Consider the following 25356-nt stretch of genomic DNA (forward strand, 5'->3'; position numbering starts at 1 on the left):
AAGCGAGGGCCTCGAAGGACTTGGCCCCAATCTCCCACCCTCATCCTGAGGTGCCCTCGCAAAGCGAGGGCCTCGAAGGATCCATCCCCACCATGAATACCGATCATCTCTTCCCCCGTCCCCCCGCATGCCCTAGAACCGCCCGATGCGCATCCGCTCCGACATCTTCGTCTCCGCACTCACCCGCCGCGTCTTCAACGACGGCGGTTATGCGGCGGTCGTGCGCAGGGGGTCGGATGCCTCGGGGGCCATCTTTGTGCGCCAGCGTTTTCGCGACGGGCTGGAGACGTTGTTTGGTCCGGCACCGCAGGCGCTGATCGAAAGGGAAGATCGCGACGACAGGCTCTTTGAGGCCCGCCTCAGCCGCGCCGAGCCCGAAGCCGTCGAGGCGCTGGTGGCGCGCGAAGCAAAATTCGACAGCGATCTCTGGCTGGTCGAGATCGAGGTCGACGAGATCGGCGATTATCTGGCTCTGGCCGGCGCTTGACCCAGCCGTTGAGGGCGGGGCGATGATGCGCGGAAGCGTGCACAGTGTTGCCGTGGAACGAACCGACCGATGCGACGCATCGAGGTAGACCATTGCGACGGCACCTTGTGCGACAGGCGCATCAGCCCCACTGCCTACTGCCTCGCGCCGCCCCTCCGCGTCCCGCCGACTACCGCTTGCGTGCCCTGAGCACCTGGCGTGCATGTTCGTCGCCGACCGGCTTGCGCGATCCTGCCGCCCGGGCCGTTTTGGCCAGCGCCTCGGCGCTGAGCTCGCCGGCTGCAGGTGTAAGCTCCGGCCCATCCATTTCGCCGAAGGTATAGCGGTCGGCGCGCAGCCAGCTGTCGATGCGGGCTTCTGCCGCATCCGGATCGATCGAGGCGATCAGGCTTGCCGCCCGGCTCCGTCCGGCCTCGTTATGGGCCAGATGCGGATAGAGGTGCTCGAGCACGAACACGCTATCCTCCTCGCTCATGGCGACACCCGAAAGCGTGGTGGCGAGCTGCCGGCCGGAAATGTCGAGCAGAATGCGTTCGGCAAGCCACCGGCTGGAGGTGAGCAGGTCCGAAAGCGTCGTGGCGAAAGCGCCGCCGTCACGCGCCCGGGCAAACCGCACGAGTAGGGCCGCCTGCACCGGTCCGATCTGGCGCCGGCCCAGCCGGTCGTCATCTGCAGGTCTCTGCTGATAGGCAAGCCGCTTGATGGTCTGGCGCAGGGCCTCCTCCCGTGCCGTGCGCGCCTCGTTCTCCGCCGGCTGCGTCGCCCGGTCGTCGACCTGGCGGTCCGTCTGGCTCGGGATCACGGCACCCGGCAGATCCGTCATCGCAAGGTCGGTCATGATCCGGTCGAAGTTGGAGGGTGCGGCCGCCGGCTCGGGATCGGCGATCTTCGGTTCAACCCGCCGTTCCGGCCGTGGCGGCAATGCATGGCGCAGGCCGACCAGCGCATCGATCACCGTCGGCGACAGTTTCTCGCGCTTGACGATGGCGCGCGCATGCTCTGCCCCTTGCGTCCGGGCGATCATGATCAGCATGTCGTCGGTGAGCGCAGGCGAGGCGGCGAGGAAGGGAGCGGCAATCGCGATCGGCTGGCTGGCGATGAAGGCGGCGACCGCAAGCGGCAGGTTCGGGCTTTGCGAAAGAGCCGCCACGGCGTCGCGCCGGGCCTCGATCGAGGAATGGGCATAAAGCGGCTGGAAGAGTTCGGCAAATTGTCGGAGTTCGGATTTGCCGGGATGGGAGAGCGCCTGGAAACTCGTGACCGTGGCCATCAGAACGACATCCTTGTTCCGCGCGCCGGCCGGCCTTTCAAGCTCCCTGAACTGTTCGCTCACGACTAAAGCACTCCAACGCAATACAGATACGTGTCACTTTAGAACGAATTTGTTAGCAAGCTGTTAACTAACCTATGGCTTCTTGATGGCGAATGGATGGTCAGAGATGACGATTCGTTCAATGTATCCGATATTAGGCATATGCGTGGCCCGGTTTCGCGGGCGGATCCGCGAACGGGACAGGCGTCGGAGAAAGGCGCAGATGACCCCGGTGCGTGGCGAAAACCAGCCGACATGACCCGGAATGTGCCGGCCCCAGAAACGGGGCAGGGTGAGATCCTCTCTTCATCCCTCTCGATCTTTTTTGATGAAAAGGAGACGAGCATGGCAGACATCATCAGGATCAAGGACCGGCAGGATGCAGCGCGCCGCGCTCAGGCCGGGTCGAAACCTCCGGCTGGAGCCCGCAAGGCGGAAATCCTCTTCTTCACCGGCGTCCGTCACGAGCGGCTCGACACCGCCGCCATTTGGCCGCGCGTCGAACTGCCCACGGTGCCGGCACTGCCTGCCCCGAATGGCTCCGACCGACGCCCGTATTAGCTGTCCGAGCGCCTGGAGGCGTCCCGGTCGCCGCACGCCGCGCAGCCGACGCCTTGCCATGGGGAAGGCCGACTGTTCAGGGAACCCGGCCATCGGTGCTTGCCTCGGACGACGACTGAAAGACGTCCCGGACCTTTTTTGTGCTTTTACGTATAATAAATAATTTTAACAAAATATGCCAAACAGATAATGGAATGTTGTGCCCGGTTCTGGCCGTGACGGAACCAGCCGGGATTTGCGGAGCCGAACTGATCCATGCTCGTCAAGCTGACCAAGGACCGCATCCGCAAGGGCATGTTCATCGAAAGCGTCGCCTGCCCCAGCAAAGAGTTCGCCAAGCGCCGCTTCATCCTCACGAGTGACCGTGACCTCGCCGCCATCGCCCGCAGCTCGGCGAGCGAAGTGCTGATCAATGTCGCCCTGGGTCTGGATGCTGAGGGGCGGGCGCCCGAAACACGGCCACCGGCCCGCCGTGTGCCCCAGTCCTCAGGCAGCGGAGCAAATGCCGCCGAGGTCCAGAAGGTTCGCAATGATCTCGATCAGACCCGCCAGGCCTTGAAATCGCGCCTCACCGATATCGTCGCCGGCGGCCCTCTCGACATGGACGATCTCTCCTCCGTGGCCGGCAGCAATGCCCGGACCTGGAAAGACAGCGCTGTCATCGCTCTGGAAGTCACCCGACTGAAAAGCAAGGACGAGACGACCTACGTGCATTCGCTGGCGGTCAGCGGCATGATGACCCTGCTAGGCAATGCGCTCGATATGGATGACGAGGCCGTCTCCCTGCTCGGCGTTGCGGGCCTGCTGCACGACATCGGCAAGCTCCTCATTCCCACGGAGATCCTCAACAAGCCGGGTGACCTCACCGCTCAAGAGCGCGATGTGATCCGCGGTCACCCCGAGGCCGGTTACCAGTTGTTGAAGACCTATCCCTCCGTCCCGCCGCTCGCTCTGGACATCTGCCGGCTGCATCACGAAGTGCTGGATGGCTCGGGATACCCGCTGGGCCTGAAGAAGCGCGCGCTGAGCCTCCCCGTGCGGCTGAGCACCGTCTGCGACGTCTTTGAGGCGCTGACATCGGTCCGCCCCTACAAGCGCCCCTGGACTTCCAGTGAAGCCCTGAAATGGATGTTCGCGAGGCCGCAACTCTTTGACCGCAAGATGGTCCTTCGTCTCGGCAGCGTGCTCGTCGACAGCCCGATCACTTGAGGCGGGCGTGAACAGGCGCGGGGTGTTCGAACAGACCCCCGTCGCTGGAAAGTCGCGCTTCTCTTACCGCCCCGTGAAGGGCAGGCATTCGGCGCTCTTCAGGAATGTTTCCGCTTCCGGCTCCGCGCTGGCCTGCGCGGCCAGCGCCCGCAGAACCACATACCCCGCCGTCCCCCGATGTTCGACAAGGATGGTCTCGGCCAAGGCCGCGATCGGCGTTTTGCGCAATTGCGCCACCTGCACCGGGGTTGCAACCAGCATGTCGAGATCGCCGGCAACCGAGGTGCGGTCGTTCATCGAATAAACCTCGTTGCCGTCCTGGTCGAAGATGCCGACCGACCAGAAATCGACGCTGTCGCCGGCCGCCACAAGCGACAAGGGCTGGCGGGTAATGTCGAAATGGCAGACGGCGACCTTGAGAAAGGGGTCGAGACCGCCGAGGCCGATCTTGTCGGGCCGCTTCCCGAGCGCATGGAAGACGAAGGGCGGCCCTTCCTCCGTCACCCGTGTATAGGCGTCCTGGCCCGTGAAATGCGGCACGCCGAGAATGACGATGATATGCAGGAGAACCGCGCCGAAGATGCCTGTCACCAGGGCATAGAGAAATTGTCTCATTGGCCGCATCCCGTCTGCTCGACCACGGGCATGTCGAGCCCCGACAGGCCGGTCGATGCGGCTGCCGGCGTATCCAGGAGCGTCAGCACCAGCTGGAAGGCGCCGGTATCGGGCAGCGCCAGCCAGTTGCCGGCCGTGGCGGTGCGCGAGATCGCGATTTCGAAGCTTCCGTCACGCTGGCGCAGGATCCGCTGCGAATTCTTCGCGACCGGCAGATCCGGCCCCGCGACCAGCGGCACACCGGCGCCGTCTGCCGCATAGAGCGTCCAGAGCCGCGACACGGGTGTCCGGCCGTAAAGCCGGTAGGAACAGGTGCCGGTCAGAGAAAGCCCCTTGGCATCGCGCGCAGCCGTAAACTGCAATCCCTCCGCAGACCCATAGAGCAACCGCCCGGCCTTGGCCCGATGCGCCTTGGCATAAGGGTCCGCATCGACCGTCTGCGCCGCCGGAAAGGCCCGCCAACCGGCAACCTCGATGGCCCCGAAGCCGACGGAGGCAGACAGCATAGACTGCACCGACAGGATCGCCCCGCCAAAGGCGACGAGAAGCGCGATCGCAACGAGGAAGGGAACACGAAACAAGGGTGGCAGGACCTTAGAAACGGGCGGGCATGCCGCACGGGTTGTGAGGTCGAACGGGTATCACTGATTCGGGAGAGAGGGAAGTTTGGGGGAGGGGGAGGCGGACACGTGGCCGCTATGGCGTAGTTTTCAGGAATGATTGTCGTTGCCATGCTGCAAGAATACGATGACGTCCGTACGCTTTCAATATGTACGTTTGACGCGATCGCGCCCTTCGGATATCCTGCCGTCACGATTGGAGGTCGTCATGCCGAGAGCCGCAAAAGAAGACAATGAACGCATGAGCTTGCGGATCGCCGCAGAGGCAAAATCCAAGCTCTTGCGCGCGGCCCTGCTGCGCAACACCGACCTCACCAATTTCGTCACGCAATCTGCCTTACGGGAAGCGGAAGCCGTCATTGCCGAAGCGGAAGCCATCAAGGTCGCGGAAAGTGACTATCTGCGCATTCTTGAACTTCTGGAAAACCCGCCAAAGCCGAATGACAGGCTGCGCGCGGCGATATCGGCCTTGCCGGAGACGCTGTGACACTGCCGCCGTGGTTCGAAGAGCCGATCCAGAAAGCGCATGATCGCGTTTCCTTCGACTGTGGCGACACGGAGATGAACGTGTTTCTGCAGCGGTTTGCGCGGCAGGGGCACGAGCAGAATGCGGCCAAAACGTTCTGTGCAGTCGAGCGCGCACGGCCCGGCCACATCCTCGGCTTTTATACGATCGCGCCAGCCTCTGTTGCCCATGAGTCCGTCCCGGCGCCCATGACGAAAGGGCTGGCCAGCCACGACGTGCCGGGCTTCAGGCTGGCACGCCTGGCCACGGACCTGTCCGTGGCAGGGCAGGGCCTGGGAGGACAACTGCTTGCCGCGGCCGCCTTGCGCTGTCTGCGTCTTGCGGGAGAGGGAGGAGGTATCCTTCTCGTCATCGACGCGAAGAACGATCGTGCCGCCCAATGGTATGCCTCATTCGGCGCTGAGCCGCTTCGCCATAGGCCTCTGACGCTGGTGATGCCGCTCGCCACCTTCGCCCCCGCCTTGCGCGCGAAGGGCCTGCTGTAAAGTGGGCTGGGTATCGTTCCCCATCACCCCACCTTCTCGTAAAACGCCTCCAGCACCGCCACCTCCACCCCGAGCTTCGTCAGCGAGGCATGCACGCTCATGTGCTTCTCGTCATGCAGGATGAACCAGTCGTCGAAGCCGAAGCGGGTCTTGGAACCGTCGGCCTGCGGCACGTCACGAGCATACTGCCAGCGAAAGGCCGATCCCGCCTGTTCGCCTTCGGCCACGCCGTCGATCAGGGTTTCGCGCCCCTCGTAGCGGTTCTCGCCGCGTTTGAGGATCGTCCAGGTCAGCGTGTCCGAATGGCCGTCGTCGAAGAAATAATCCTCGGTCAGCGACAGCACATTGGCGGAAGCGTCGAAGCGGCCGCGGGCATCGATGGTGAAGCGGTTCTGGAAGCCGCCGAGCCGCCCGATCGTCACGCCGAAGCCGCGCAACGTGCCGGAAAAGAACTCTTCCAGGACGAATCCTGGTTCCCTGTCTGCAAAATCCTCGAGTTTCAAGACGTCTCTCCTGGCTTGGGTTGCCGGGGAAAACACCGCCGGCCCGCCCCAGGTTCCAGGCGGCCCGCGCCCGTGCACCTGACCCCCTTACCCTTTTGCCCGCGGCGCGCTATCTGGTCATCCGACAACCCATTTCGAGGAGGAACCCCATGGGCAAGCGGATCGTATTCACCGGCGGCAGCGGCAAGGCGGGGCGCCATGTCGTGCCCTATCTACTCGACAAGGGCCACAAGGTCCTCAATGTCGACCGCGCCGTGCTCGACGTGCCGGGCGTGCACACGCTTCTGACCGATGTCACCGACAGCGGTCAGGTCTATAACGCGCTGTCCTGCCATTTCGGCTATGACGGCTACGAAGAGCCCGGCGGCCCGAAGCCGGCGGATGCCGTGGTGCATTTTGCCGCCGTGCCGCGCATCCTCATGCATCCCGACAACAAGACCTTCGCCGAAAACACCGTCTCGACCTACAATGTCATCGAGGCAGCCGCCAAGCTCGGCATCAGGAAGGTGATCATCGCGTCGTCGGAAACCACCTATGGTGTCTGCTTTGCCGAAGGCGACAAGGATTACCACGAGTTCCCGCTGACCGAAGACTACGACACCGACCCGATGGATAGCTACGGCCTCTCCAAGGTCGTCAACGAAAAGACGGCGCGTGCCTTCGCGCTGCGCTATGGCATCGACGTCTATGCGCTGAGGATCGGCAATGTCATCTCGCCGGAAGATTATGCGGCCTTCCCCGGCTATCTTGCCGACCCGCCGGTGCGCAAGCGCAATGCCTGGTCCTATATCGATGCCCGTGATCTCGGCCAGATCGTCGATCTCTGCGTGGCGAAGGACGGACTCGGTTTCCAGGTCTTCAACGCGGTCAACGACACGATCACCGCGACCATCCCGACCCGCGAGTTTCTGGCGAAATACGCGCCGAACACGCCGATCACGGGCGACATCGCCGGTTTCGAAGCGCCGTTGTCGAACCGAAAGATCCGTGAGGTTCTGGGCTTCAAGGAAGAGCACGACTGGCGCAAATATGTGAAGGTCTGACAAAGCTCAGGCGGGCGTCGGACCAAGCTCTCCCCTTGTGGGCAGGGCTATCCCCTCTGAGACAGCGGCGGCGGTGTCGGACTCTCTCTTCTCCGTCTGCGCCCTGCCTCTGCCGCAGGCGGCCAGGCGCGTGAGCAATGCGACTGCCGCTTGTGCCGCGCCCATGCCGGGCAGGCGAAGATGCCATCCTCCGGCGACCGCCGCTGCCCGGCTGCAACCGCCCTTCACCCCTTCCGCGCTGCAGCCGTTCTATCCACAGCCGGTTGACCCTTGGCCCGAAAAAGTCGTGGCCCCAGCCTTTCCTTCCATGCCGATATGCGCAAAAACGAAAGAAACCCCTGGATGCACACGGGGGAAACGCGCCGGCCGACCAGACCGGCAGCGTATCTGGGAGGGAGCATGGCGTCGCAGAAGCGTCTCGACATCGCCAATATTGCCGAAACCTCGATCCGCGGCCATCGCTTCGTGTCTTTCGACGTCGCGATGCACGGCCATCTGATCGCATCGATCGACGCGCCGCTTCTGAGCGGCGGCATTGTCTGGTCCCACGCCGCCATCCATGGCTTTGGCAATTTCTGCCCCGCAGAGCAGCATCTGATCGACGATCAGCTCGGCAGCGCACTCACACCCGCGCCGTCCCGCAGCGGGCATTGAGGCCCCGGCACCTCAGGCTTTCCAGTGCTGGAAACCCCAGCCGACCGCCAATGCCACCCCCAGTGCCAGCACGAGCGCGGCAAGGAAGGCGACCGCGAACAACAGCACCGCCCTGAACGTGCCGACATTGAGATCGAGCCGGAACCACCGGACCTGCGCCTGCCCATACCACAAGACAGCCCCCAGGAGCACGAGCAACCCCCAGGCAATGGCGGAGCGTCCGGGAATGAGAAGCAGATCGGTCGCCAGCCCCACCAGGAAAACGAAGGGCGCGGCCACATAGCATTGGCTGAAAAAGGGCGGCCGGAGCGTGTTGCGGGTGAGCTTCACCTTCTTCGAGATCAGCAGCGTGACCGCCATGGCGAGCGGAAAGATGCCGTAGATCACGCCGCGTGCGATGAGAAGGTTGCTGTCCGAAATGGCGATGGCCGCCTCCGCCGCCTTCTCAGCCGCCTCGCGGGGCATCAGCGTCGAGACCGCTTGCGCCAGGAGAAGCGTGATCAGCAGAAAGAGGGGCGGGCTGATGACGTCATCATATTGATCGTCACTCTGGTCTGCCAGCTCGAGATCGGCATACCGCATCATCGAAAGCGGCGATGTCACCGCGCGCCACAGGGTCAGCGGGTAGAAGACCAGCCAGGACACGAGCTCGTAGAGCAGCTCCTCCAGCGATTTCAGAACCTTCATGAAATCCATTGATGGCTCCGCCTCGTGCTGCGCTCCCGTTGCCGACGATGCCAGCCACGGATCGATCACGCAAGCCGTGCAAGCGGTCGTGATGCTTCTGCAATCACCTCGACCGCCTCCGGATGCCAGCCGGAGGGGAGGCGATGCCGCCGTCTTTTCCTCCGCTCAAGCAGACGCGGCCCGAAGAGGGGAACGAAAGCCGGACCCCGCAAATACCCGCTTACGCCGCCAGGAATGACAGGCGCTCGTCAACCCGTCCGGGGGAGATGGCGTGGATCTCGGCTGTCACCACGCCCTCGGCGACGAAGGGATCCTCCGACACCATGGCGTCCAGTGCGGCCCGGTCCACCCCTCGCGCCAGGATCGCCCCGCCGGCATTCGGTTGCAGGCTGCCTGAAAGGACAAACACACCCGTCTCGAAGCCACGCGCCAGCCAGGCATTGTGCTGGGCCATCAGGGCGCCGGCCTTGGCACGGTGTTCAGCAAAACGAAGAAACACGATGAACATGAGAAGCTCCCGAGACTGTCTGGTGAAGGGAAGGGGAGGGGAGGGAGGGGAAGGTAAGGGAAGGGAAGGGATCAACTGTCATTTTGCGGCCGAGGCATCCACCGCAAGCTGCTGCAGCCAATGCTTCATCGCAGCGACCTCTCGGTCGAGAAAGTCCCGGTCCTGAAACGCATTGTAGAGGGTCGCGGCCCCCTGGCTGCGCGACAGGAGCTCGAGGGCCAGCGCGTCTGCGTCCCCAGGGCGGCCCAGGCGTCCAAACTGCTCCGCGAGCCAGTCGCGAAACAAGGAAAACAGATGCACGGCTTCGGCTCGGGCGGCATGGTCGAGTTTTGCCAACTCGCTGGTCAGGGTGCCGATCGGACAGCCGTGGCGGCGGATTTTTTCGCCGTTGACCAGCAGGATGTCGATGAACCGCTCGATCCGGCTGCGCGGATCGCTCTCCTGCGCCTCCCAGCGTTGGGTCATCATCTGCCGGTCGCCCAGCCGCTTGGCGATGACGGCGCTGAGGATTTCGTCCTTGGTCTTGAAGTGGTGGTAGAAATTGCCGCGCGAGATGCCCACGGCAGACGCGATGTCGCCGAACGACGTGGCCTCATAGCCCCGTTCGTAGAAGAGGAGGTCGGCCGTTGCAACGATCCGCTCCCGTGTGTCGCGCTGCGCCATCGCCCGCCGCTCCCCATAAACCGCAAACTCGGACAATTGTCCTAAATTGCAATTAGGACAATTGTCCGAGTGGGTCAAGAGCCTTGAGAATCGCCGCCCCCCCTGCCACTGTCCGGCGCCGAACAATGCTGCCGGAGCCGCTGCTCATGTCCGTCTTCACCAAAACGCCGATCATCGGTGCGCTCCTGGCCCAGGTCGTCGCCATGCCGCTGGTGGCGATGTCCACCGCACTTCTGTCGGCAAGCGTCGACCGCACGCTCCTGATCGTGGCGGCGGTTCTCTTGCAGGGCCTGCTCGCCGCCGTGATCTGCCGTCTGCTCGGGCTTGCCGTCTGGTGGCTCGTCATCGCCTTTCTCTTCCCGCTGGCGCTGGCCGGCGCCCTTCTCGCCGGCAATCTGCCCGCCTGGCCCTTCGGTCTCGCCTTCCTCGTGCTGGCACTCGTCTTCTCCAACACCGCACGCGGCCGTGTGCCGCTCTATCTGACCAATGGCGAAACGGCCTCCGTCCTGAAGGATCTGATGACGGAGCGCAAAGCCACCCGCTTCCTCGATCTCGGCTGCGGCCTCGGCGGCGTGGTGCGCGCCCTCGACGGCGACGGCCGTCAGGCCCGTGGCATCGAAAACGCCCCCGCCGTCTTTTTCCTCGCCCGCCTCCTGTCGCGGCTCGCCCGTTCGGGCGACATCCGTCGCGGCGATCTCTGGCGCGCCGATGTCTCGAAAGAAGACGTGGTCTACGCCTTCCTCTCCCCCGAACCCATGCCCGCCCTCTGGCAAAAGCTCTCCACGGAGATGAAACCCGGCAGCCTCTTCGTCTCCAACAGTTTTGCCGTCCCCGGCCGCGAGCCGGACGAAACCTGGACGCTGTCGGACCGGCGCAAGACGGTGTTGTATCTGTATGCCATGGGACGGGTGGCGGACTAACGCGGAAAGGCCCCTGTCGGCACATCCGTCTCCTCATCCGCTCCGACGAGCTCCGCCCTTCAGCCGCTCCGATCGCGCGTTTTGCCCCTCATCCGCCCTTCGGGCACCTTCTCCCCGCGCGCGGGGAGAAGGAGGCGTCGCCGCCAGCCGCAATCGCTCTTCTCCCCGCTTGCGGGGAGAAGGTGCCGGCAGGCGGATGAGGGGCAGTCGGCGCCAAACCCGCCACGCCTCAACCGCTCCGTAGCGCCTCAAGATCACCGCTCTCAAGAGCCGGAAGCTTCGCCTCTATCTTGTCCAGCGGCCAGTCCCACCAGGCGATTGCGAGCAGTTCCTCGATCACCTCTGCCGGATACCGCATCCGGATGATCGTGGCTGGATTGCCGCCCACCACCGCGTAAGGCGGAACATCCCGCGTGACCACGGCGCGGGCGGCGACGATCGCGCCGGCCCCGATCGTCACACCGGCCATGATCGTCGCATCGTGCCCGATCCAGACATCATGCCCGACCACCGTATCCCTAACCGGCAGATCCTTGTAGCCAAAGGTCTCCGGCTTGAAGATCCGGAAGGGATAGGTGGTAAAGCCCGCCATTGGATGATTGGCCGAACTGGTGATGAAAGTGCTGCCCCGGGCGATCTGCACGAATTTGCCGATCACCAGCCGCTCCCGGCATCCGGGCCCGAGATAGGGCGCGAGCACGAGCGCCGTATCCTCGGGCGCGCCGGCATGGGTGAAATAGCTGTAGTCACCGATCTCCATGCGCGGATGGTCGATGACGTTTTTCAAGTGCACGGTATCGCGATAGATCGTGCCGTCCGGCAGGGTGATCGGATGCGTGGCGGTGGCGTCGAGTAGAGGCATGGAAGGCACCGTTCAGAACCAGGTGATCAAACACGGGTGGCGAGTGCCACCCCTTCGGACGCGCAGTATTGACCGGGCCGCCGGAATGCACCCATGAAGAGTTTGAATGATTTCCACGCGCAATCGGCTGGAGCGGCATAGCAGCAACGTGTTACGCCAGCGGCAGTAGCCCAGCACCCGGAGCCTGCCATGAAATGCCTGCGCATCTATGCCACGCCGGATGGTGAATCCCATTTCGACGAGATCGAATTGCCGACGACGAAGATCGCCGTGCACGCGGACGCGACGCCCTTCGACGTGACGGCCAGCTATCCGGCCTCGCGCGTCCGTTTCACCCATATCCCCGCCGGCATGCGCGAGGTTTCCTGGCACACGGTTCCGGAACCTGTCCTGACCGTGAGGCTGGACGGTTCCGTCGACTACGAGACCAGCGACGGCGAGCACCGCCATGTCGCGGCCGGCAGTTTCGTGCTGGTCGAAGACACACACGGCAAGGGGCATCTGTCGCGTCATTCACCGGAAGCGCAGACGGTGATCTGGATTTCCCTGCCACAAGGGCTGCATACGAACGTCGATTGATCACGATCGACCGGCCCGCACATCGCGCGCTCAAGAGGCGGCAACCTGAACGGTCACGGTGTCAGCAACCGCCCCTAGCAATAGGCCTCCTTCGGCAGGGTCTTCGCCAGGAAATCGGTGAACCGCCGGACCTTGGAGGCGATGTTCTTGTTGGCGGGATAGACGGCGTGAATGGGAACCGAGCCGATCTCCCAGCGCTCGAGCACGCGCACCAGCCGCCCGTCGCGGATCTCCGGGCCGATCTCGAACATCGGCAAGAGCGTCAGCCCGGCGCCGCCCAGGGCCACGTCCCGCAGCGAGAGGCCGTCATTGGCAAGGTAACGCGGCACGATGGGAACGCGCAGCGTCTGCCCGTCCTTGCTCATCACCCAGACATTGCCCCAGCGCAGGCCGGAAAAATGCAGGCAGGCATGGTGCGGAAGGTCGCTGGGCTCGGCCGGCGTGCCGTGTCTTTCCAGATAGTCCGGTGCCGCACAGATGACGAGCGGTGAATCGCCGAGATGGCGGGTGATCAGATTGGGCTCGAGCACGATGGTGCCGCGTATGGCCAGGTCGTAGCCTTCCTCGATCAGGTTCACCGCCCGGTGGGAGAAGGTGACGTCGATCGACACCGAGGGATTGCGCTTGAGGAATTCGGCAATCACCGGGCCCATGTGCAGCTGCGCGAATTCGGGCGGCACCGTCATCTTCAGCCGTCCGACAACCTCCTCCTGATAGCTGAGCGCGGCCCGTTCCGCCTCGCGGATCTGCGGCAGGATGCCGGTGAGCGACTGGAAATAAGCCGTGCCGGCCTCCGTCAGCACGACGCTGCGGGTCGAGCGATGCAGGAGCCGGACACCGAGCTTGCCCTCCAGCGCCTGCACCTGCGCGCTCACCGTGGCGCGCCCCATCCTCAGCTCTTCGGCCGCGCGGGTGAAACTCAGATGTTTGGCAACGGTAAGGAAGGCGGCGACGCCTTCCAGCGGATCCAGCGACTTCATGGTCAATATTCCGAATAATGATGTTCGATGATCGGTCTTATCATTTCGGGCGCCTTTGATAAATCAGGCGCATCAATCTGGTTTCGGAGAACAACAGTGAAAGCGCTGGTCGTCCTGGCGATCGCAAGATCGCGCCCGCATGCAGCCTGCCTCCGTCGTGTCGGCACCTTTGCCGATCACGACCTCGGCAGGGGCGTGTCCCCGGACAACGCTCCTCCGCGGGGCAGGGGGCACGAACGCGCCCTCCCGTGGTGGAGGCGGTGCTTCACCGTCTCCGGCCCCGATTTTGAATGAGCCCATCCAGAAAAACCAACCCCGACCGCGTGGCAGTCACGCAGATCGACGAATGAAAGGAAATCCCATGACCGCAAACATCATGACCGCGAACCCCGAGAACCTCTGGTTCATGACCGCCCAGCTCCTCGTCCACCTCAAGCAGTCGGACAATGCCGACGGCCTCTCCATCATCGAACACCGCATGGCCAAGGATTTCGCCCCGCCGCTGCATGTCCATCACCGGGAAAGCGAAACCTTCGTCATCCTCGAAGGCCGCTTCCGCTTCCAGCGGGATGGTCAGGTCGTCGAAGCCGGCGTCGGCGACACCATCCATCTGCCGAAGGACTGCGTCCACGGCTTCCGCGTCTTGTCGGATTACGGCCGCTGCCTGACCATCACCAATGGCCCCTTCGAGGACATGGTCCGCGCCGCAGCCCGTCCGGCCGCAAGCGACGGCCTGCCCGAGCAGCTGCCCCCGACGCCGGAACAGCAGCAGGCACTCGCCCGCATCTGCAGCGCCCATGCCATCGATCTCCTCGGAGCCCCCATCGCATGACGCCCGAAGACAGCGCCGCCGTCCTCGATACGGCGGCGCTGATCTTGCCTCCGTCTCGCGCCCGATGAACGCAGCGAGCGCTCGTCCGGCGTCCCCCGTTCCCGTCTGGCCACGCCTCCACCCACCTTGCCAACCCGGCCGCATTTCGCGCTAAGCTCTCGCCCGTCTGCGATTCTTCAGGGAGGAAGAGATGAGCCGCGATGTCATTCTGGTCGATCCGCTGCCGAGGACGCTCGATCTGATCATGGAGCCCGCCGTCCGCGCCCGGCTGGAGGCGCTCGGCGAGGTGATCGTCTGCGAAGACCGCCAAATGCCGGCCGACATGGTCGAGCGCCATCTTCCAGACACCGTGCTGATCTTCGGCCAGACCGATATGCCGAAGGAACGCCTCGACCGCGCGCCGAAGCTGAAAGCCATCATCAACGTCGAATCCAATTTCCTGCCCAATATCGATTACCAGGCCTGCGTCGAGCGCGGCATCTGGGTGATCACGCCGGCCTCTGCCTTTGCCTCGCCGGTCGCTGAAGCAGCACTCGCCATGGCGCTCGATCTCGCCCGCGGCATCACGCAAGCCGACCGCGATTTCCGCGCGGGCACCGAGGCCTATGGCCTCGAAGGCAATGCCGACACCTTCCGCTTCGCCGGCGCCCCCGTCGGCCTGATCGGCTTTGGCGATCTCGGCCAGGAGTTCCGCGATCTCATCCGCCCGTTCAAGAACAGGGTCCGCGTCTTCGATCCCTGGCTTCCGAGCGAGATCATCACCCGCGAGGACTGTGAACCCGCAACGCTCGACGAGGTTTTGAGCCAAAGCCAGGTCGTCTTCGTCTTCGCCAGCGTCACCAGCGAGAACGAGGGCTTCATCGGCGCGCGAGAATTCGCCCTGATGAAACCTGGCGCCGCCTTCCTCCTGATGAGCCGCGCCGCCGTCGTCGATTTCCCCGCCATGCTCGAAGCCGCAGCCTCCGGCCACATCAGGGTGGCCACCGACGTCTTCCCCGAAGAACCCGTCCCGGCCGAAGACCCCGTCCGCCAGACCCCCGGCCTCCTCCTCTCCGCCCACCGCACCGGCGGCACCCGCGACGCCTTCTATGCGCTGGGCTCCATGGCGGTGGCCGACGCCGAACTGATCCTGAAAGGCCTGCCGCCAAGGCTCTGCCGCAGGGCCGATCCGGCCACCGCGATGCGGATGCGCTCGAAGCCGGTGGCGGTGTCGTGAGTGTGGTAGCCGGCGTGCGCTATGCGACACAGAGATGTGGCCGGCGGCTGTTTTTGCTACTACTGCCCCTTCAAGCTGAGTAATTAGTCTCGAACTTCCAAAACCGTAGACCAGTCGAAACCCGGCCTAGCGTCGCATTTAGGCGGTCGCGATGCGTGGAAATAATTCTTGCCTACCTTTAAATCCTCGATTTCATCATCTTCGTCCAACAGGAATTCTGCCCCTGAGAAGTCACAGTTTTCTATGCGCTCCGCGTATCCCTTTTCACGGAATCTCAATTCGACCGAATGGATGTCGCAATAACTAAATTTGCACTTGTAGAAACGGCCATCTATTTTGACTGAATCGAACATAAAAATTTCAGCCTCAATGTATCTATAATTTTTCCTGTCTTCGAAGCCTCCCAAAGGCCCTGCTAGTAAGCATCCCCCTTTAAAACTTACTTGTTTTACGCCGTCAATATTGAGCCAGTAAGAAGCGCCCTGTACCCCCGTGCAGTCAAAATCGATCTGTCTGCTTGCTTCACGTCCTATCGCTGCTCCGCTAGACAGCGCCGCAAAGGATTCATCGCGAAAAGTATGATTGTGGCTGCTCGTCATTTGTCTCTGGATAAAGTCGGCGACTAAATTCATAGCCTGCACAGCTAATCTCTCATCCGGCCCAGTCACAAGAATTTCCAATGTGGCGATGCCCGCGCTTAGGTGTGAGGGATTTTCGACCTCTCCAAGCAACTTGGCCCCTTCCTGCAATAACTTCGCCCGGCCCTCACGTTCAGCTTGGTCAGCTTGCCTAACGTTGACAGAGCCGCGCCATGCAACAGTGCAGAACGTGACCATGGCGAAGAGCGCAACTCCAAAAGGCGCAAGAGATTGTGCGAGCCTAGCGTCGGACTCGCCATCAAATCCGTCGAAAAAAACGGCACCGAACGCGAATACGATTGCAACAGCCGTTAGAATGGCTGTCGTAATCGCAAGAGCATACCATTGGTTCTCGGTTATCTGCGGCCAATCTCCAACGGCGCCCGCTTCTTTCGGCTTTGATTTCGCGTCTGCCATTACCCCACATCCGCCAGCTCGACACCCCAATGAGCATCTTAAGTGAAAGAGTCCGGCGAAATACACCGCCGGCCCGCCCTTAGTCACAGTTATTCGTGGAAGTCGCACTTGGACAAGGCTTCAAGGTTGCAACCGCGGCTTCCCGAAAGAGCCTGTGGCCGCCGACACCCCCTTCGACAAGCCCGCAATATCCTCCTCTCCGCCCATCGCACCGGCGACATCCGCGACGCCTTCTATGGGCTGGGCTCAATGGCAGTGGCTAACGCCGAACAGATCATGAAGGGTTTGCCGTCAAGGCTCTGCCGCAGGGTCGATCCGGCCACCGCGATGCGGATCCGCTCGAAGCCGGTGGCCGTGTCGTGAGGGTTAGGGGGCGGAAGCCTAGACTTTGCTCCTTCAGCTAGATCGTCCTAGCGGCCAAATTCTTTGGCTGGACAGCAACGAGATGCCTGGTTCAGCGGCCCTGCAATCTGCCGGCTCGGCGAAAAAGGGCCTCTATCATTGAGCTTCACCTCCTGCCCGACTTGCCGCATTTAATCCATGCGTTGCCGCCTGAATTTTAGGACCGAACCTGCTCTCAAACTCAACCTCAAGAATGTCGTAGAAATGGTCCAGCCGCCGTATCAGGGACTTGGTCGATACGTTGAACTCGCGCTGCAGTTCGACGAGTCCCTCTTTAAAAGAGCGCACGACATCGATGGTCCTGCCGCACTCGTTTTTGCCCCTCAACCCACTGCCCCATTGCTCAAAGCGCGCCGCCATTTCAAATGTCCGGCTATCTTCCGTAAATCCGCGCTCTTCCCCGTGGTGAAACCGAGCGTTGCGTTCGGTTCTGAGGTTGCCCTGATCTGCTCGCATGCCCTCAAGAATAGAAAGAGTTGTTTCTGGAACTCCCGCTTTCTCCAGTTGGTCGAACGTGCATTTCCGGGGTTCCAGCCCACACTCATACACCCAGTTGGCAAAGATCAGTGCGCAATCCACCACTGAAATATAGCGCATTAGAAATACATCTGTTGCAATGGTCAGCCACTCATATCGTGAAACCGCAAATCCGGCGAAATTCACAGGAAGCCTCTCAGGCCATATTAGTCCTCCCGCCAGATTGAGAGACTCCACACGCCGTACTAGATCCTTCAGTGCAAAGTCGACATCAAGCGCGTACTTGACGTCAGGATACTGTGCCATTTCATCATAGCTATCGAAGTTCAATGAAACGATACTTAGATCGTATATCCGCCCAATGAAACTATGGCGGTCTGACGGCAGTATGTATCGCACCAACGGCTTTGTACGCGGCCGTGTTTTTGCGTTGTTTTGTCCGGAATGTATTGATCCATTCATATGGCACTCCATCCTCGCGTGAGAATGTCCCAATAAGTATGATAGAATTCAGGCCTAAATAGCGCGTCTTTTTGCTAAGAACGCTCATTGGTAGAAACATTGGCCTTTTCAAAATTGCTCAGAAGATACCGTTACTGTATCCCCCCCCTCACGCCACAACCCTCTCCACCTCATCCCCCTCGAACACCCGCCAGCTGTTCCGCCCATCCCCCTTGGCCGCATAAAGCGCCCGGTCCGCGGCCTCCAGCAGACGCTCGTAGTCGGCGACCGAGCGCACCGCGCCGCAGGCAGCCCCGATGCTGACGGTGACGTGGCGGTTGCGGTCGCCGGTGTGGTCGTGGCCGATGCCGAGATGGCGCACGGCGCGGCGCAGGCTTTCGGCAACGCTGGCCGCGATCTCGGCATCCGTGCCCGAGAGGATCGCGACGAATTCCTCGCCGCCATGGCGGGCGAAATGCGCCTCGATCGGCAGCGCCCGGCGCATGGCGCGCGCCACGCGTTTGAGGCACTCGTCGCCGGCGCCATGGCCATAGGCGTCGTTATAGGCCTTGAAGTTGTCGACATCGGCCACCAGCAGCACGACCCGTTCGGCCTCAGTCTTGGCCTCCGTGGTCAGCCGCAGCAGTTCCATCTCGGTCCCGCGGCGGTTGGCAAGGCGGGTCAGCGGATCGGTGACGGAAAGGCGGGCGAGATCCTTGTTCTGGCGCGACAGTTCCCGTTTCAGCAGCTCGTTCTCCTGCTGCTGCAGAAAGCTCGCGATCGCTTCCGCCTCAAGCTGGTAACAAACGAGCAGCGTCATTGCCATGGTTGGCAGATAGACCGACAGGTGCTGTAGGGCATAGAGCGGGCTCGCCCCCTCCAGGAACCAGATCACCGAATAGGTGAGGCAGAAGCCGAAGATGCTGGCATGAAGGCTCGGCCGGAAGGGCGAGGCCGCCGCAATGGTGATCGCCATCTGGAAGGTGCAGGCGGCGTAGTAATAGCCGAGCACCGCCGGATTGTGGCTCGACACCACGATCGCCGACCAGCAGATCTGCGCGAGCAGGGCGACAAGGATTGCCGCCACCTCCTTGTGTGCGACCGGGTGCTCGCCCGAAAGATAATACAGGAGGCCGCCCGTCACGGGCGTGATCAGCCCGAAGCGCAGCACGGCCGAAATTACCGTGACGTCGCCCAACACCCAAAGGTCGAACAGGAAGCAGGAGAGATAGAAGCCGAAGACGCTGATCACGGCCATCCGCAGCATGCGGTTGCGCATGGAGGCTCGGGATTCGAGGAATGCCTCATATTGCTCCGCAGTCATCTGCGGTCTTGCCGGAATTCCGAGCCATCTCTTCATGGATGTCCAATCGCCGAATGAAAAACGTCACGTCGAAAACAGCCGCAACCTAGTGGCGACCCCCTTAATTTGGGGTGAAGGATCTGTCCCGGATCGGGAATTGCGGGATTTTCGTAACCGTCAGGGTAAACAGACCCTTTCCGCGCGGCCGCTTTGGCTGAGCCGCCATGCCGGGGCTGTATCGGCCCGATACGCTTTGCGGCAGGGTCAGGGTTCGGGTCCGGGTTTTGCGACAGCTCAGGGGCGAATCAGACATGCGCGTGTCGCGATTGCCCCAAACGGCGTTACCGCGCGGTAAAACCTGCGATTGTCTTAACGTCCCGTCGAGCCTGTCGTTTCCGGCCCGACTTTAAGTTGCGCGCTTGGTCCGGCCAGCAACGACAGGGGCGCGGCCGAGCGCATCTTCTGGCCAAGGTCGCGGATCAGGCGGGTCGATTGACCCGAGAGCGAACGGGGGCGCACCATCGGCGGCAGCGCATCGGCCGCGTCGGCGCTCGCCACCTCGGGCTTGGCGTCCTTTTCCGGCATCGGCGCATCGACGCCCATGATCGGCTTCAGGTCGATGCCCTGATGGGCATAATCCATCAGCTTCTTGAAGGTCATGGCCGGCAGCGATCCGCCGGTCATGTTGTTGGTCGAGGTATAGTCGTCATTGCCGAACCAGACGGCGGCCGTATAGTTGCCGGTGTAACCAACGAACCAGGCGTCGCGGTAAGCCTGCGTCGTGCCGGTCTTGCCGCCGGTCAGGATCCCGTCGACGGCGGCGCGCCGCGCCGTGCCGATATAGGGGATCTTGGTCATCATCTGGTTCATCGAGCGGGCGGCCTGTTCGGTGAGGATCCGCTCCGGCGCCGGCGTGTCGCGCTCGAAGTCATAGAGCACGTCGCCGCCGTAATTCATGATCTGCGCAATGCCGTGGCGGCGCGAGGCATAGCCGCCGGCCGGCAGCACGGCATAGGCCGTCGCCTGATCCATCACGGTCACCTCCGAAGTCCCGAGCGGAATGGTCACATCCTTCTTGATCGGGGTTTCGACGCCCATCGCTTTCGCGGTCTGGATGATCGCGTCGATACCGAGCTTTTCCTTGGCAAGGCGCACGGGAATGGTGTTGATTGATTTCGCCAGCGCCGTCTCCAGCGTGATCCGGCCGGCATAGCTGCGCCCGTAATTCTGCGGGCTCCAGTTGCCCCAGGAGATCGGCCCGTCGGTCACGACGCTTTGCGGTGTATAGCCGTTCTCCATGGCCAGCGCATAGGTATACATCTTGAACGACGAACCGGGCTGGCGCAGCGCCTTCGTTGCGCGGTTGAACTGGCTTTCGCCATAGTCGCGCCCGCCGACCATGGCGCGCACGGCCCCGCCGTTTTCGATCATGACCAGAGCACCCTGGCGGACATTGTAGCTCTCGCCATATTCCCGCAACGACGAGGCAACCGCCTCTTCCGCCGCCTGCTGCAGGCCGAGATCGATCGTGGTGCGCACGACGAGCGTGTGATCCTTGAAACGGGCTGCGACCCGCTGCACCTCTTCGAAGGCCCAGTCGAGGAAGAAATCCGGCGCTTCCTTTTCGTCGCGGTCGATGACGGAGGCGGGGTTGCGGCGCGCCGCGACCACCTGGCCCTCGGTCATCAGCCCGCTCTGCACCATGTTGGTGAGCACGTCATTGGCCCGCGCACGCGCTGCCGGCAGGTTCACATGCGGCGCATATTTCGCCGGCGCCTTGAAGAGACCCGCAAGCATCGCCGCTTCCGCCAGCGTCACCTCGGTGATGTTCTTGCCGAAATAGAACTGCGCCGCAGCCGCCGCGCCAAACGTGCCGCCGCCCATATAGGCCCGGTCGAGATAGAGCGACAGGATCTCCTTCTTGGAGAGGTTTGCTTCCAGCCAGAGCGACAGGAAGGCTTCCTTGATCTTGCGCTCGATCGACCGTTCATTGGTGAGGAAGAGGTTCTTGGCCAGCTGCTGCGTCAGCGTCGAGCCGCCCTGCACGACCGAGCCCGCCTTGGCGTTTTCGCTCATGGCGCGGGCAAGGCCGAAGAAATCGATGCCGAAATGCTCGAAGAAGCGCCGGTCTTCCGTCGCCAGCACCGCCTTCACCAGATGATCGGGCAGTTCGTCCACCGGCACGGAGTTTTCATGGATGATGCCACGATGGCCGATCGTGTTGCCGTAGCGATCAAGGAAGGTGACGGCGAAATTGTCGTGGTTGCGCCAGTCCTTCTTGGTCTCCTCGAAGGCCGGCTGGGCAAGCGCCAGAAGCACGACGAAACCTGCCGTGCCGAGCGTCATGGCTTCGCCGGCGATCTCGAAACCGAGCTTCTTCAGGCCCCGCACCCGGAAACGGCGGAAGAAGATGGTGATCTCCTCCCAGGTCTCCGCCAGGTCGTAACCGGCATTCCACAGCGTCGAATCGAGCCAGCTGTCGATCCTGAGGAAAATATGGCGTTTGAGTTTCGGCGGTTTTTGGCCGCGGCCAGCCGGTTTTGCGCCCGCACCATCCTCTCCGTTGGCGCTCTCGAGGCGCTCCACCGGTTCCAGATCGTCAGGCTTGTCGTTGTCGGACACGTGCGGCTTTTCCCGAAAACTTGTCTTTCGCTCCCTTGACGCGCCCGTCGATTGGGATCAGGACCCAGAGTATAACGGGCGGGTCGTCATTCATGAGTGATGGGCGATTTGCCGCCAAAGAACAAGCGCTTTCGCGGGGCATGGTGAACCCGGCGCGGCCCCTCCCGAGCATTTGGGTGGCCGCGTTGCATCCCTGCCACCGCCGCATCCGCTCCGGCGCCGCAGGGACGCAAGCCCGGCGCACCGGCCGGACCGGGAACAGGCAGTTGAACGAGACGATGACGCAAGAGCCCTTCTGGAAAACCAAGACGCTCGCCGAGATGAGCAATGCCGAGTGGGAAAGCCTCTGCGACGGCTGTGGCCTCTGTTGTCTCAACAAGCTGGAGGACTGGGACACCGGCGAGATCGCCTTCACCTCGGTCGCCTGCAAGCTGCTCGACGGCGACACCTGTCGCTGCAAGGACTATGAAAATCGCCAGGAGACGGTGCCGGATTGCATCCAGCTCACCCTGAAGGGCCTGCGCGAAATCCAGTGGCTGCCGCCCACCTGTGGCTATCGCCTGATCGACGAAGGCCGCGATCTCTATTGGTGGCACCCGCTGGTGTCGGGGGATCCGCGCACGGTCCACGAGGCGGGCGTTTCGGCAAAGGGGCGCACGATCTCGGAAGAAGGCCTCGACGTCGAGGATCTCGAAAACTACATCGTCGACTGGCCGATGCGGCTGGGCGAGGGCGGCTGATCCCCGCTCAGACGCTGCGCCGGAAGGCAAGCGGCGTCATGCCGACCGCATTGCCGAAGGCGCGGACGAACTGGCTTGCGCCGCTGAACCCGCAGGCCGTGGCGATGGCCGACACCGGCAGCCTTGTCTGCGCCAACATCTGTTGCGCCCTCTCGATCCGTTTGGCCGTGACGTGCTGGAACGGTGTCACCCCGAAGTTCGCCTTGAAGGCCCGGCAGAAGTGATAGCGCGTGAGACCACAGAGACCGGCCAGATCGTCCAGTCCGATATCGCCGCCGATATTGGCCTGGATATAGTCTGCGAGCAGCTGCTCCTGCGTCTTGCTCAAGCCACCTGACCCGCGACTGCTCTGCGCTCTTGTCTGCGGAAGGGCGATCCGTGACATTTCCAGCGCCGCCGCAAGCCCCAGCGTTTCGATGTAGATCCGGGAAGCGGCGCGGTCCTGAGTCGCCATCACCCGGCCGAGCTTGCGCATCGTCTCGGCGAGGCCGTCCTCGCGGAAGTGGAGATGGGCGCGCGCGTCACCGCGTCGGAGTTCCGCCTGCACTTCCTCTTCCAGGGTGCCGGGATCGTAGCTGATCACCGTAAACGCATTCAGCCTGTCTGCCGGTTTTGCAAAACCTCGGATCGCCTGTCCGGCGGGAACGTAGGTCATGCGGTCCCTGAGGTCGCGTCCGGCCACCGGCCGTTCACCGGTCACCTCCATTGAACCGTCGTCTAGGATGAGGTCGTGATGGGCAAGATACTCGCAGCTTCCCTGCCAGGAAAATGTGTATTCGGCGGGCAGCTTGAAGCGGGAATACTGGACCGATATGCCGCGCCAGCTGTGGCTGAGAAAGGTCTCGGATGAGGCGGCGGCTTCCTGGAAGCGGAGCTGCAGTTCGATTTCACGAGGGGCGTCGGTCGGCACGAAAGAAAGCTCCGGAGGTGACATGTGCCTCCGGAAGACGAAACAACCGACCGGAGCCCAAAAAAAAGATCAAAAAAACGCAAAATGAGCACAAATGCGTTGGATTCTTCACCATTCCTCAATTGCTACATGTGAAATCTTGTACTGGCAATGCTGGGGATGCGCCCTAGGGCCGCGTGGCGGTTCAGGCGTCAGCGGGGATTCGGAGGAAGACATGCTGGGGTTCGGTGGTCAGGATGCGAAAGCCATCCTGGAGGCAATGAGCAGATCGCAGGCGATCATCGAGTTCAAGCTCGATGGCACGATCCTGGCGGCGAACGAGAATTTCTGTCGGGCGCTCGGCTACCAGGCCTCCGAGATCATCGGTCAGCATCACCGGCTTTTCGTCGATCCGACCGAGGCTGCTTCACAGGACTATCGCGAATTCTGGGCGAAGCTTGGTCGCGGCGAATTCGACCAACGCCAATACAAGCGCATCGGCAAGGGCGGCAAGGAGATCTGGATCGAGGCCTCCTACAATCCGGTCTTCCGCGGCGGCAAGCCCTACAAGGTGGTGAAATTCGCCACCGATATCACCGCCCAGAAGCTGAAGAGCGCCGAGGATGGCGGCAAGCTCGATGCGCTCTCGCGCGCCCAGGCCGTCATCGAGTTCACCCCCAAGGGCGAGATCCTCACGGCAAACGAGAATTTCCTCTCCACGCTCGGCTACCAGCTGTCCGAGATTGAGGGCAAGCACCACCAGATGTTCTGCGAGCCGTCCTACACGAACAGCGATGCCTATCGCCAGTTCTGGACGAAGCTGGCAGCCGGCGAGTTCATCGCCGACGAATTCATGCGCATCGGCAAGGGCGGCCGCAAGGTCTATATCCAGGCCTCCTACAATCCGATCTTCGACATGAACGGGCAGGTCTTCAAGGTGGTGAAATTCGCCACCGACGTCACCACCCGCGTTGAAAACGTCGAGACGCTGGCCACGGCACTGAACGCCATGTCGGAAGGCGACATGACGCAGACGATCGCCAAACCCTTCCTGCCCGCGCTGGACAAGCTGCGCGCCGATTACAACGAGACCTCGTCGAAGCTGCGCAACACGCTCCAGTCGATCCTCGGCAATGCCGGCGCGATTGCCTCGGCCTCGCAGCAGATCCAGCAGGCATCCAGCGAGCTTGCCAAGCGCACCGAACAGCAGGCGGCCTCGGTCGAAGAGACGGCAGCCGCGCTGGAAGAGATCACCACGACCGTCAGCGACAGCAGCCAGCGTGCCCAGGAGGCGGGTGCCCTGGTGCGCAAGACCAAGGAGAATGCCGAGCATTCCGGCAATGTCGTCGGCAATGCGGTCGAGGCCATGAGCCGGATCGAGAAGTCATCCTCCGAGATTTCCAACATCATCGGCGTGATCGACGAGATCGCCTTCCAGACCAACCTGCTGGCGTTGAATGCCGGCGTCGAGGCCGCCCGTGCAGGCGAGGCCGGCAAGGGTTTTGCCGTCGTCGCCCAGGAGGTGCGCGAGCTTGCCCAGCGCTCGGCCAAGGCCGCCAAGGAAATCAAGGAACTGATCAACGCCTCCAACGCACACGTGAAGGAAGGCGTGGAGCTCGTCGGCACGACCGGTCGGGCGCTGCAGGAGATCGTGACCCAGGTCGTCCAGGTCGACGGCAATGTCGGTGCCATCGTCGAAGCCTCGAAGGAGCAGGCGACGGGTCTCAAGGAGATCAACACCTCCGTCAACACCATCGACCAGGGCACCCAGCAGAACGCCGCCATGGTCGAGGAAACCACGGCCGCGTCCCACAGCCTGGCGCGTGAAGCGGAAGAACTGTTCCAGCTGCTCGGTCAGTTCAACATCGGTGCAACCACCCAGGCCCGCAGCACCCCCGCTGCCGCCACCCACCAGTCCCGCCCGCAACCCTCTCCGGCCCGCCGCATGACCGCCAAGGTCGCCCAGGCCTTCCACGGCAATGCCGCAGTCAAGAGCGGCGGCAGCTGGGAAGAGTTCTGAGGGGCGTGACGCTCTCTGAGGCTTAAAAACACCGAGGCCGGTCGTCACGCGCGACCGGCCTTTGCTTTTGGGGGCGGCGTTCGGAGAGCTGTCCGAGAGGGTTGGACACGCAGCGCTGGATGTCGCAGACGCCTATGGCGTCGCA

At 62.7% G+C, this 25356-nt stretch carries 27 protein-coding genes and 1 pseudogene; 14 read left to right on the forward strand and 14 right to left on the reverse strand.

Translation table 11 applies throughout. From position 1 onward, the window contains the following. Nucleotides 1–145 precede the first annotated feature (145 nt). Complete coding sequence (locus ACT53S_RS06105; protein ID WP_476066291.1) at nucleotides 146–487, forward strand: DUF1491 family protein; 342 nt, start codon at nucleotides 146–148, stop codon at nucleotides 485–487. A gap of 169 nt (nucleotides 488–656) precedes the next feature. On the opposite strand, the gene ACT53S_RS06110 is transcribed toward ACT53S_RS06105, so the two are convergent. Next, nucleotides 657–1757 (reverse strand): DUF2336 domain-containing protein, encoded by a 1101-nt coding sequence (locus ACT53S_RS06110; protein ID WP_476066292.1) that lies wholly within the window; start codon nucleotides 1755–1757, stop codon nucleotides 657–659. Nucleotides 1758–2144: 387 nt separating this feature from the next. On the opposite strand from ACT53S_RS06110, the gene ACT53S_RS06115 reads away from it, so the two are divergent. Together ACT53S_RS06115 and ACT53S_RS06120 are read left to right on the forward strand one after the other, a co-directional pair. Beyond that, nucleotides 2145–2360 (forward strand): hypothetical protein, encoded by a 216-nt coding sequence (locus tag ACT53S_RS06115; protein WP_142070031.1) that lies wholly within the window; start codon nucleotides 2145–2147, stop codon nucleotides 2358–2360. A gap of 255 nt (nucleotides 2361–2615) precedes the next feature. Beyond that, a complete protein-coding gene (locus ACT53S_RS06120; protein ID WP_476066293.1) occupies nucleotides 2616–3569 on the forward strand; it encodes an HD-GYP domain-containing protein in 954 nt (317 codons plus the stop codon). Nucleotides 3570–3632: 63 nt separating this feature from the next. Here the strand turns inward: ACT53S_RS06120 and ACT53S_RS06125 are convergent, their stop codons facing one another. Together ACT53S_RS06125 and ACT53S_RS06130 are read right to left on the reverse strand one after the other, a co-directional pair. After that, nucleotides 3633–4184, reverse strand: a complete 552-nt coding sequence (locus ACT53S_RS06125; protein ID WP_476066294.1) for a DUF1254 domain-containing protein — start codon at nucleotides 4182–4184, stop codon at nucleotides 3633–3635. Further along, on the reverse strand, nucleotides 4181–4765 hold the full coding sequence (locus tag ACT53S_RS06130; RefSeq protein ID WP_476066295.1) for a DUF1214 domain-containing protein: 585 nt from the start codon (nucleotides 4763–4765) through the stop codon (nucleotides 4181–4183). Before ACT53S_RS06130 ends, ACT53S_RS06125 begins: the two co-directional genes overlap by 4 nt. Nucleotides 4766–5012: 247 nt before the next feature. Here ACT53S_RS06130 and ACT53S_RS06135 point away from each other — a divergent pair, with 247 nt between their 5' ends. Together ACT53S_RS06135 and ACT53S_RS06140 are read left to right on the forward strand one after the other, a co-directional pair. After that, on the forward strand, nucleotides 5013–5291 hold the full coding sequence (locus ACT53S_RS06135; protein ID WP_476066296.1) for a type II toxin-antitoxin system TacA family antitoxin: 279 nt from the start codon (nucleotides 5013–5015) through the stop codon (nucleotides 5289–5291). Beyond that, nucleotides 5288–5815: a GNAT family N-acetyltransferase gene (locus ACT53S_RS06140; RefSeq protein WP_476066297.1), complete on the forward strand. Its 528-nt coding sequence runs from the start codon at nucleotides 5288–5290 to the stop codon at nucleotides 5813–5815. The genes ACT53S_RS06135 and ACT53S_RS06140 overlap by 4 nt, the downstream gene beginning before the upstream one ends. Before the next feature lie 23 nt (nucleotides 5816–5838). On the opposite strand, the gene ACT53S_RS06145 is transcribed toward ACT53S_RS06140, so the two are convergent. Beyond that, on the reverse strand, nucleotides 5839–6318 hold the full coding sequence (locus ACT53S_RS06145; RefSeq protein WP_160143193.1) for a DUF3833 family protein: 480 nt from the start codon (nucleotides 6316–6318) through the stop codon (nucleotides 5839–5841). A 149-nt stretch (nucleotides 6319–6467) separates the two neighbouring features. Between ACT53S_RS06145 and ACT53S_RS06150 the strand changes: the two genes are divergently transcribed. Further along, on the forward strand, nucleotides 6468–7361 hold the full coding sequence (locus tag ACT53S_RS06150) for an NAD-dependent epimerase/dehydratase family protein (protein WP_476066298.1): 894 nt from the start codon (nucleotides 6468–6470) through the stop codon (nucleotides 7359–7361). 399 nt (nucleotides 7362–7760) lie between these two features. After that, on the forward strand, nucleotides 7761–8015 hold the full coding sequence (locus tag ACT53S_RS06155; RefSeq protein WP_476066299.1) for a hypothetical protein: 255 nt from the start codon (nucleotides 7761–7763) through the stop codon (nucleotides 8013–8015). Nucleotides 8016–8027: 12 nt separating this feature from the next. On the opposite strand, the gene ACT53S_RS06160 is transcribed toward ACT53S_RS06155, so the two are convergent. From ACT53S_RS06160 to ACT53S_RS06170, 3 genes are all read right to left on the reverse strand, one after another. Further along, the gene (locus tag ACT53S_RS06160) at nucleotides 8028–8711 is read right to left on the reverse strand and encodes a permease (protein ID WP_476066300.1); all 684 of its coding nucleotides are present in this window, start codon (nucleotides 8709–8711) and stop codon (nucleotides 8028–8030) included. Between the two features lie 211 nt (nucleotides 8712–8922). Beyond that, entirely contained in the window at nucleotides 8923–9210 is a 288-nt protein-coding gene (locus ACT53S_RS06165) for a YciI family protein (protein WP_142070015.1), read from the reverse strand. Between the two features lie 78 nt (nucleotides 9211–9288). After that, nucleotides 9289–9873, reverse strand: coding sequence for a TetR/AcrR family transcriptional regulator (locus ACT53S_RS06170; RefSeq protein WP_476066301.1), 585 nt, complete (start codon nucleotides 9871–9873; stop codon nucleotides 9289–9291). A 146-nt stretch (nucleotides 9874–10019) separates the two neighbouring features. On the opposite strand from ACT53S_RS06170, the gene ACT53S_RS06175 reads away from it, so the two are divergent. Then, nucleotides 10020–10793 carry a class I SAM-dependent methyltransferase gene (locus ACT53S_RS06175; RefSeq protein ID WP_476066302.1) on the forward strand — a complete coding sequence of 258 codons (774 nt, stop codon included), beginning with the start codon at nucleotides 10020–10022 and terminating at the stop codon, nucleotides 10791–10793. 229 nt (nucleotides 10794–11022) lie between these two features. Here ACT53S_RS06175 and ACT53S_RS06180 read toward each other — a convergent pair whose 3' ends face one another. After that, nucleotides 11023–11655: a CatB-related O-acetyltransferase gene (locus ACT53S_RS06180; protein WP_476066303.1), complete on the reverse strand. Its 633-nt coding sequence runs from the start codon at nucleotides 11653–11655 to the stop codon at nucleotides 11023–11025. Between the two features lie 189 nt (nucleotides 11656–11844). Here ACT53S_RS06180 and ACT53S_RS06185 point away from each other — a divergent pair, with 189 nt between their 5' ends. Further along, on the forward strand, nucleotides 11845–12234 hold the full coding sequence (locus ACT53S_RS06185) for a cupin domain-containing protein (RefSeq protein ID WP_476066304.1): 390 nt from the start codon (nucleotides 11845–11847) through the stop codon (nucleotides 12232–12234). A 74-nt stretch (nucleotides 12235–12308) separates the two neighbouring features. Here ACT53S_RS06185 and ACT53S_RS06190 read toward each other — a convergent pair whose 3' ends face one another. Beyond that, complete coding sequence (locus tag ACT53S_RS06190) at nucleotides 12309–13214, reverse strand: LysR family transcriptional regulator (protein WP_476066305.1); 906 nt, start codon at nucleotides 13212–13214, stop codon at nucleotides 12309–12311. 361 nt (nucleotides 13215–13575) lie between these two features. On the opposite strand from ACT53S_RS06190, the gene ACT53S_RS06195 reads away from it, so the two are divergent. Next, a complete protein-coding gene (locus ACT53S_RS06195) occupies nucleotides 13576–14046 on the forward strand; it encodes a cupin domain-containing protein (protein WP_476066306.1) in 471 nt (156 codons plus the stop codon). 190 nt (nucleotides 14047–14236) lie between these two features. Next, the gene (locus ACT53S_RS06200; protein ID WP_476066307.1) at nucleotides 14237–15262 is read left to right on the forward strand and encodes a hydroxyacid dehydrogenase; all 1026 of its coding nucleotides are present in this window, start codon (nucleotides 14237–14239) and stop codon (nucleotides 15260–15262) included. Between the two features lie 83 nt (nucleotides 15263–15345). Here ACT53S_RS06200 and ACT53S_RS06205 read toward each other — a convergent pair whose 3' ends face one another. Then, nucleotides 15346–16317: a hypothetical protein gene (locus ACT53S_RS06205; protein WP_476066308.1), complete on the reverse strand. Its 972-nt coding sequence runs from the start codon at nucleotides 16315–16317 to the stop codon at nucleotides 15346–15348. Nucleotides 16318–16456: 139 nt separating this feature from the next. Between ACT53S_RS06205 and ACT53S_RS06210 the strand changes: the two are divergent. After that, nucleotides 16457–16680, forward strand: a pseudogene (locus ACT53S_RS06210) (hydroxyacid dehydrogenase); the annotation flags it as partial. 135 nt (nucleotides 16681–16815) lie between these two features. Here the strand turns inward: ACT53S_RS06210 and ACT53S_RS06215 are convergent. The 3 genes from ACT53S_RS06215 to ACT53S_RS06225 form a co-directional block, all read right to left on the reverse strand. Next, entirely contained in the window at nucleotides 16816–17658 is an 843-nt protein-coding gene (locus ACT53S_RS06215; protein WP_476066309.1) for a hypothetical protein, read from the reverse strand. A 148-nt stretch (nucleotides 17659–17806) separates the two neighbouring features. After that, the gene (locus ACT53S_RS06220; protein WP_476066310.1) at nucleotides 17807–18997 is read right to left on the reverse strand and encodes a GGDEF domain-containing protein; all 1191 of its coding nucleotides are present in this window, start codon (nucleotides 18995–18997) and stop codon (nucleotides 17807–17809) included. 312 nt (nucleotides 18998–19309) lie between these two features. Next, nucleotides 19310–21562: a transglycosylase domain-containing protein gene (locus tag ACT53S_RS06225; RefSeq protein WP_476066311.1), complete on the reverse strand. Its 2253-nt coding sequence runs from the start codon at nucleotides 21560–21562 to the stop codon at nucleotides 19310–19312. Nucleotides 21563–21840: 278 nt separating this feature from the next. On the opposite strand from ACT53S_RS06225, the gene ACT53S_RS06230 reads away from it, so the two are divergent. After that, a complete protein-coding gene (locus tag ACT53S_RS06230) occupies nucleotides 21841–22302 on the forward strand; it encodes a YcgN family cysteine cluster protein (protein ID WP_113379325.1) in 462 nt (153 codons plus the stop codon). A gap of 7 nt (nucleotides 22303–22309) precedes the next feature. On the opposite strand, the gene ACT53S_RS06235 is transcribed toward ACT53S_RS06230, so the two are convergent. Continuing rightward, nucleotides 22310–23212 (reverse strand): helix-turn-helix domain-containing protein, encoded by a 903-nt coding sequence (locus tag ACT53S_RS06235; RefSeq protein WP_476066312.1) that lies wholly within the window; start codon nucleotides 23210–23212, stop codon nucleotides 22310–22312. A 214-nt stretch (nucleotides 23213–23426) separates the two neighbouring features. Between ACT53S_RS06235 and ACT53S_RS06240 the strand changes: the two genes are divergently transcribed. Further along, nucleotides 23427–25211, forward strand: coding sequence for a methyl-accepting chemotaxis protein (locus ACT53S_RS06240; RefSeq protein WP_476066313.1), 1785 nt, complete (start codon nucleotides 23427–23429; stop codon nucleotides 25209–25211). Nucleotides 25212–25356 lie beyond the last annotated feature (145 nt).

Source organism: Allorhizobium sp. DMC15 (assembly GCF_056314065.1).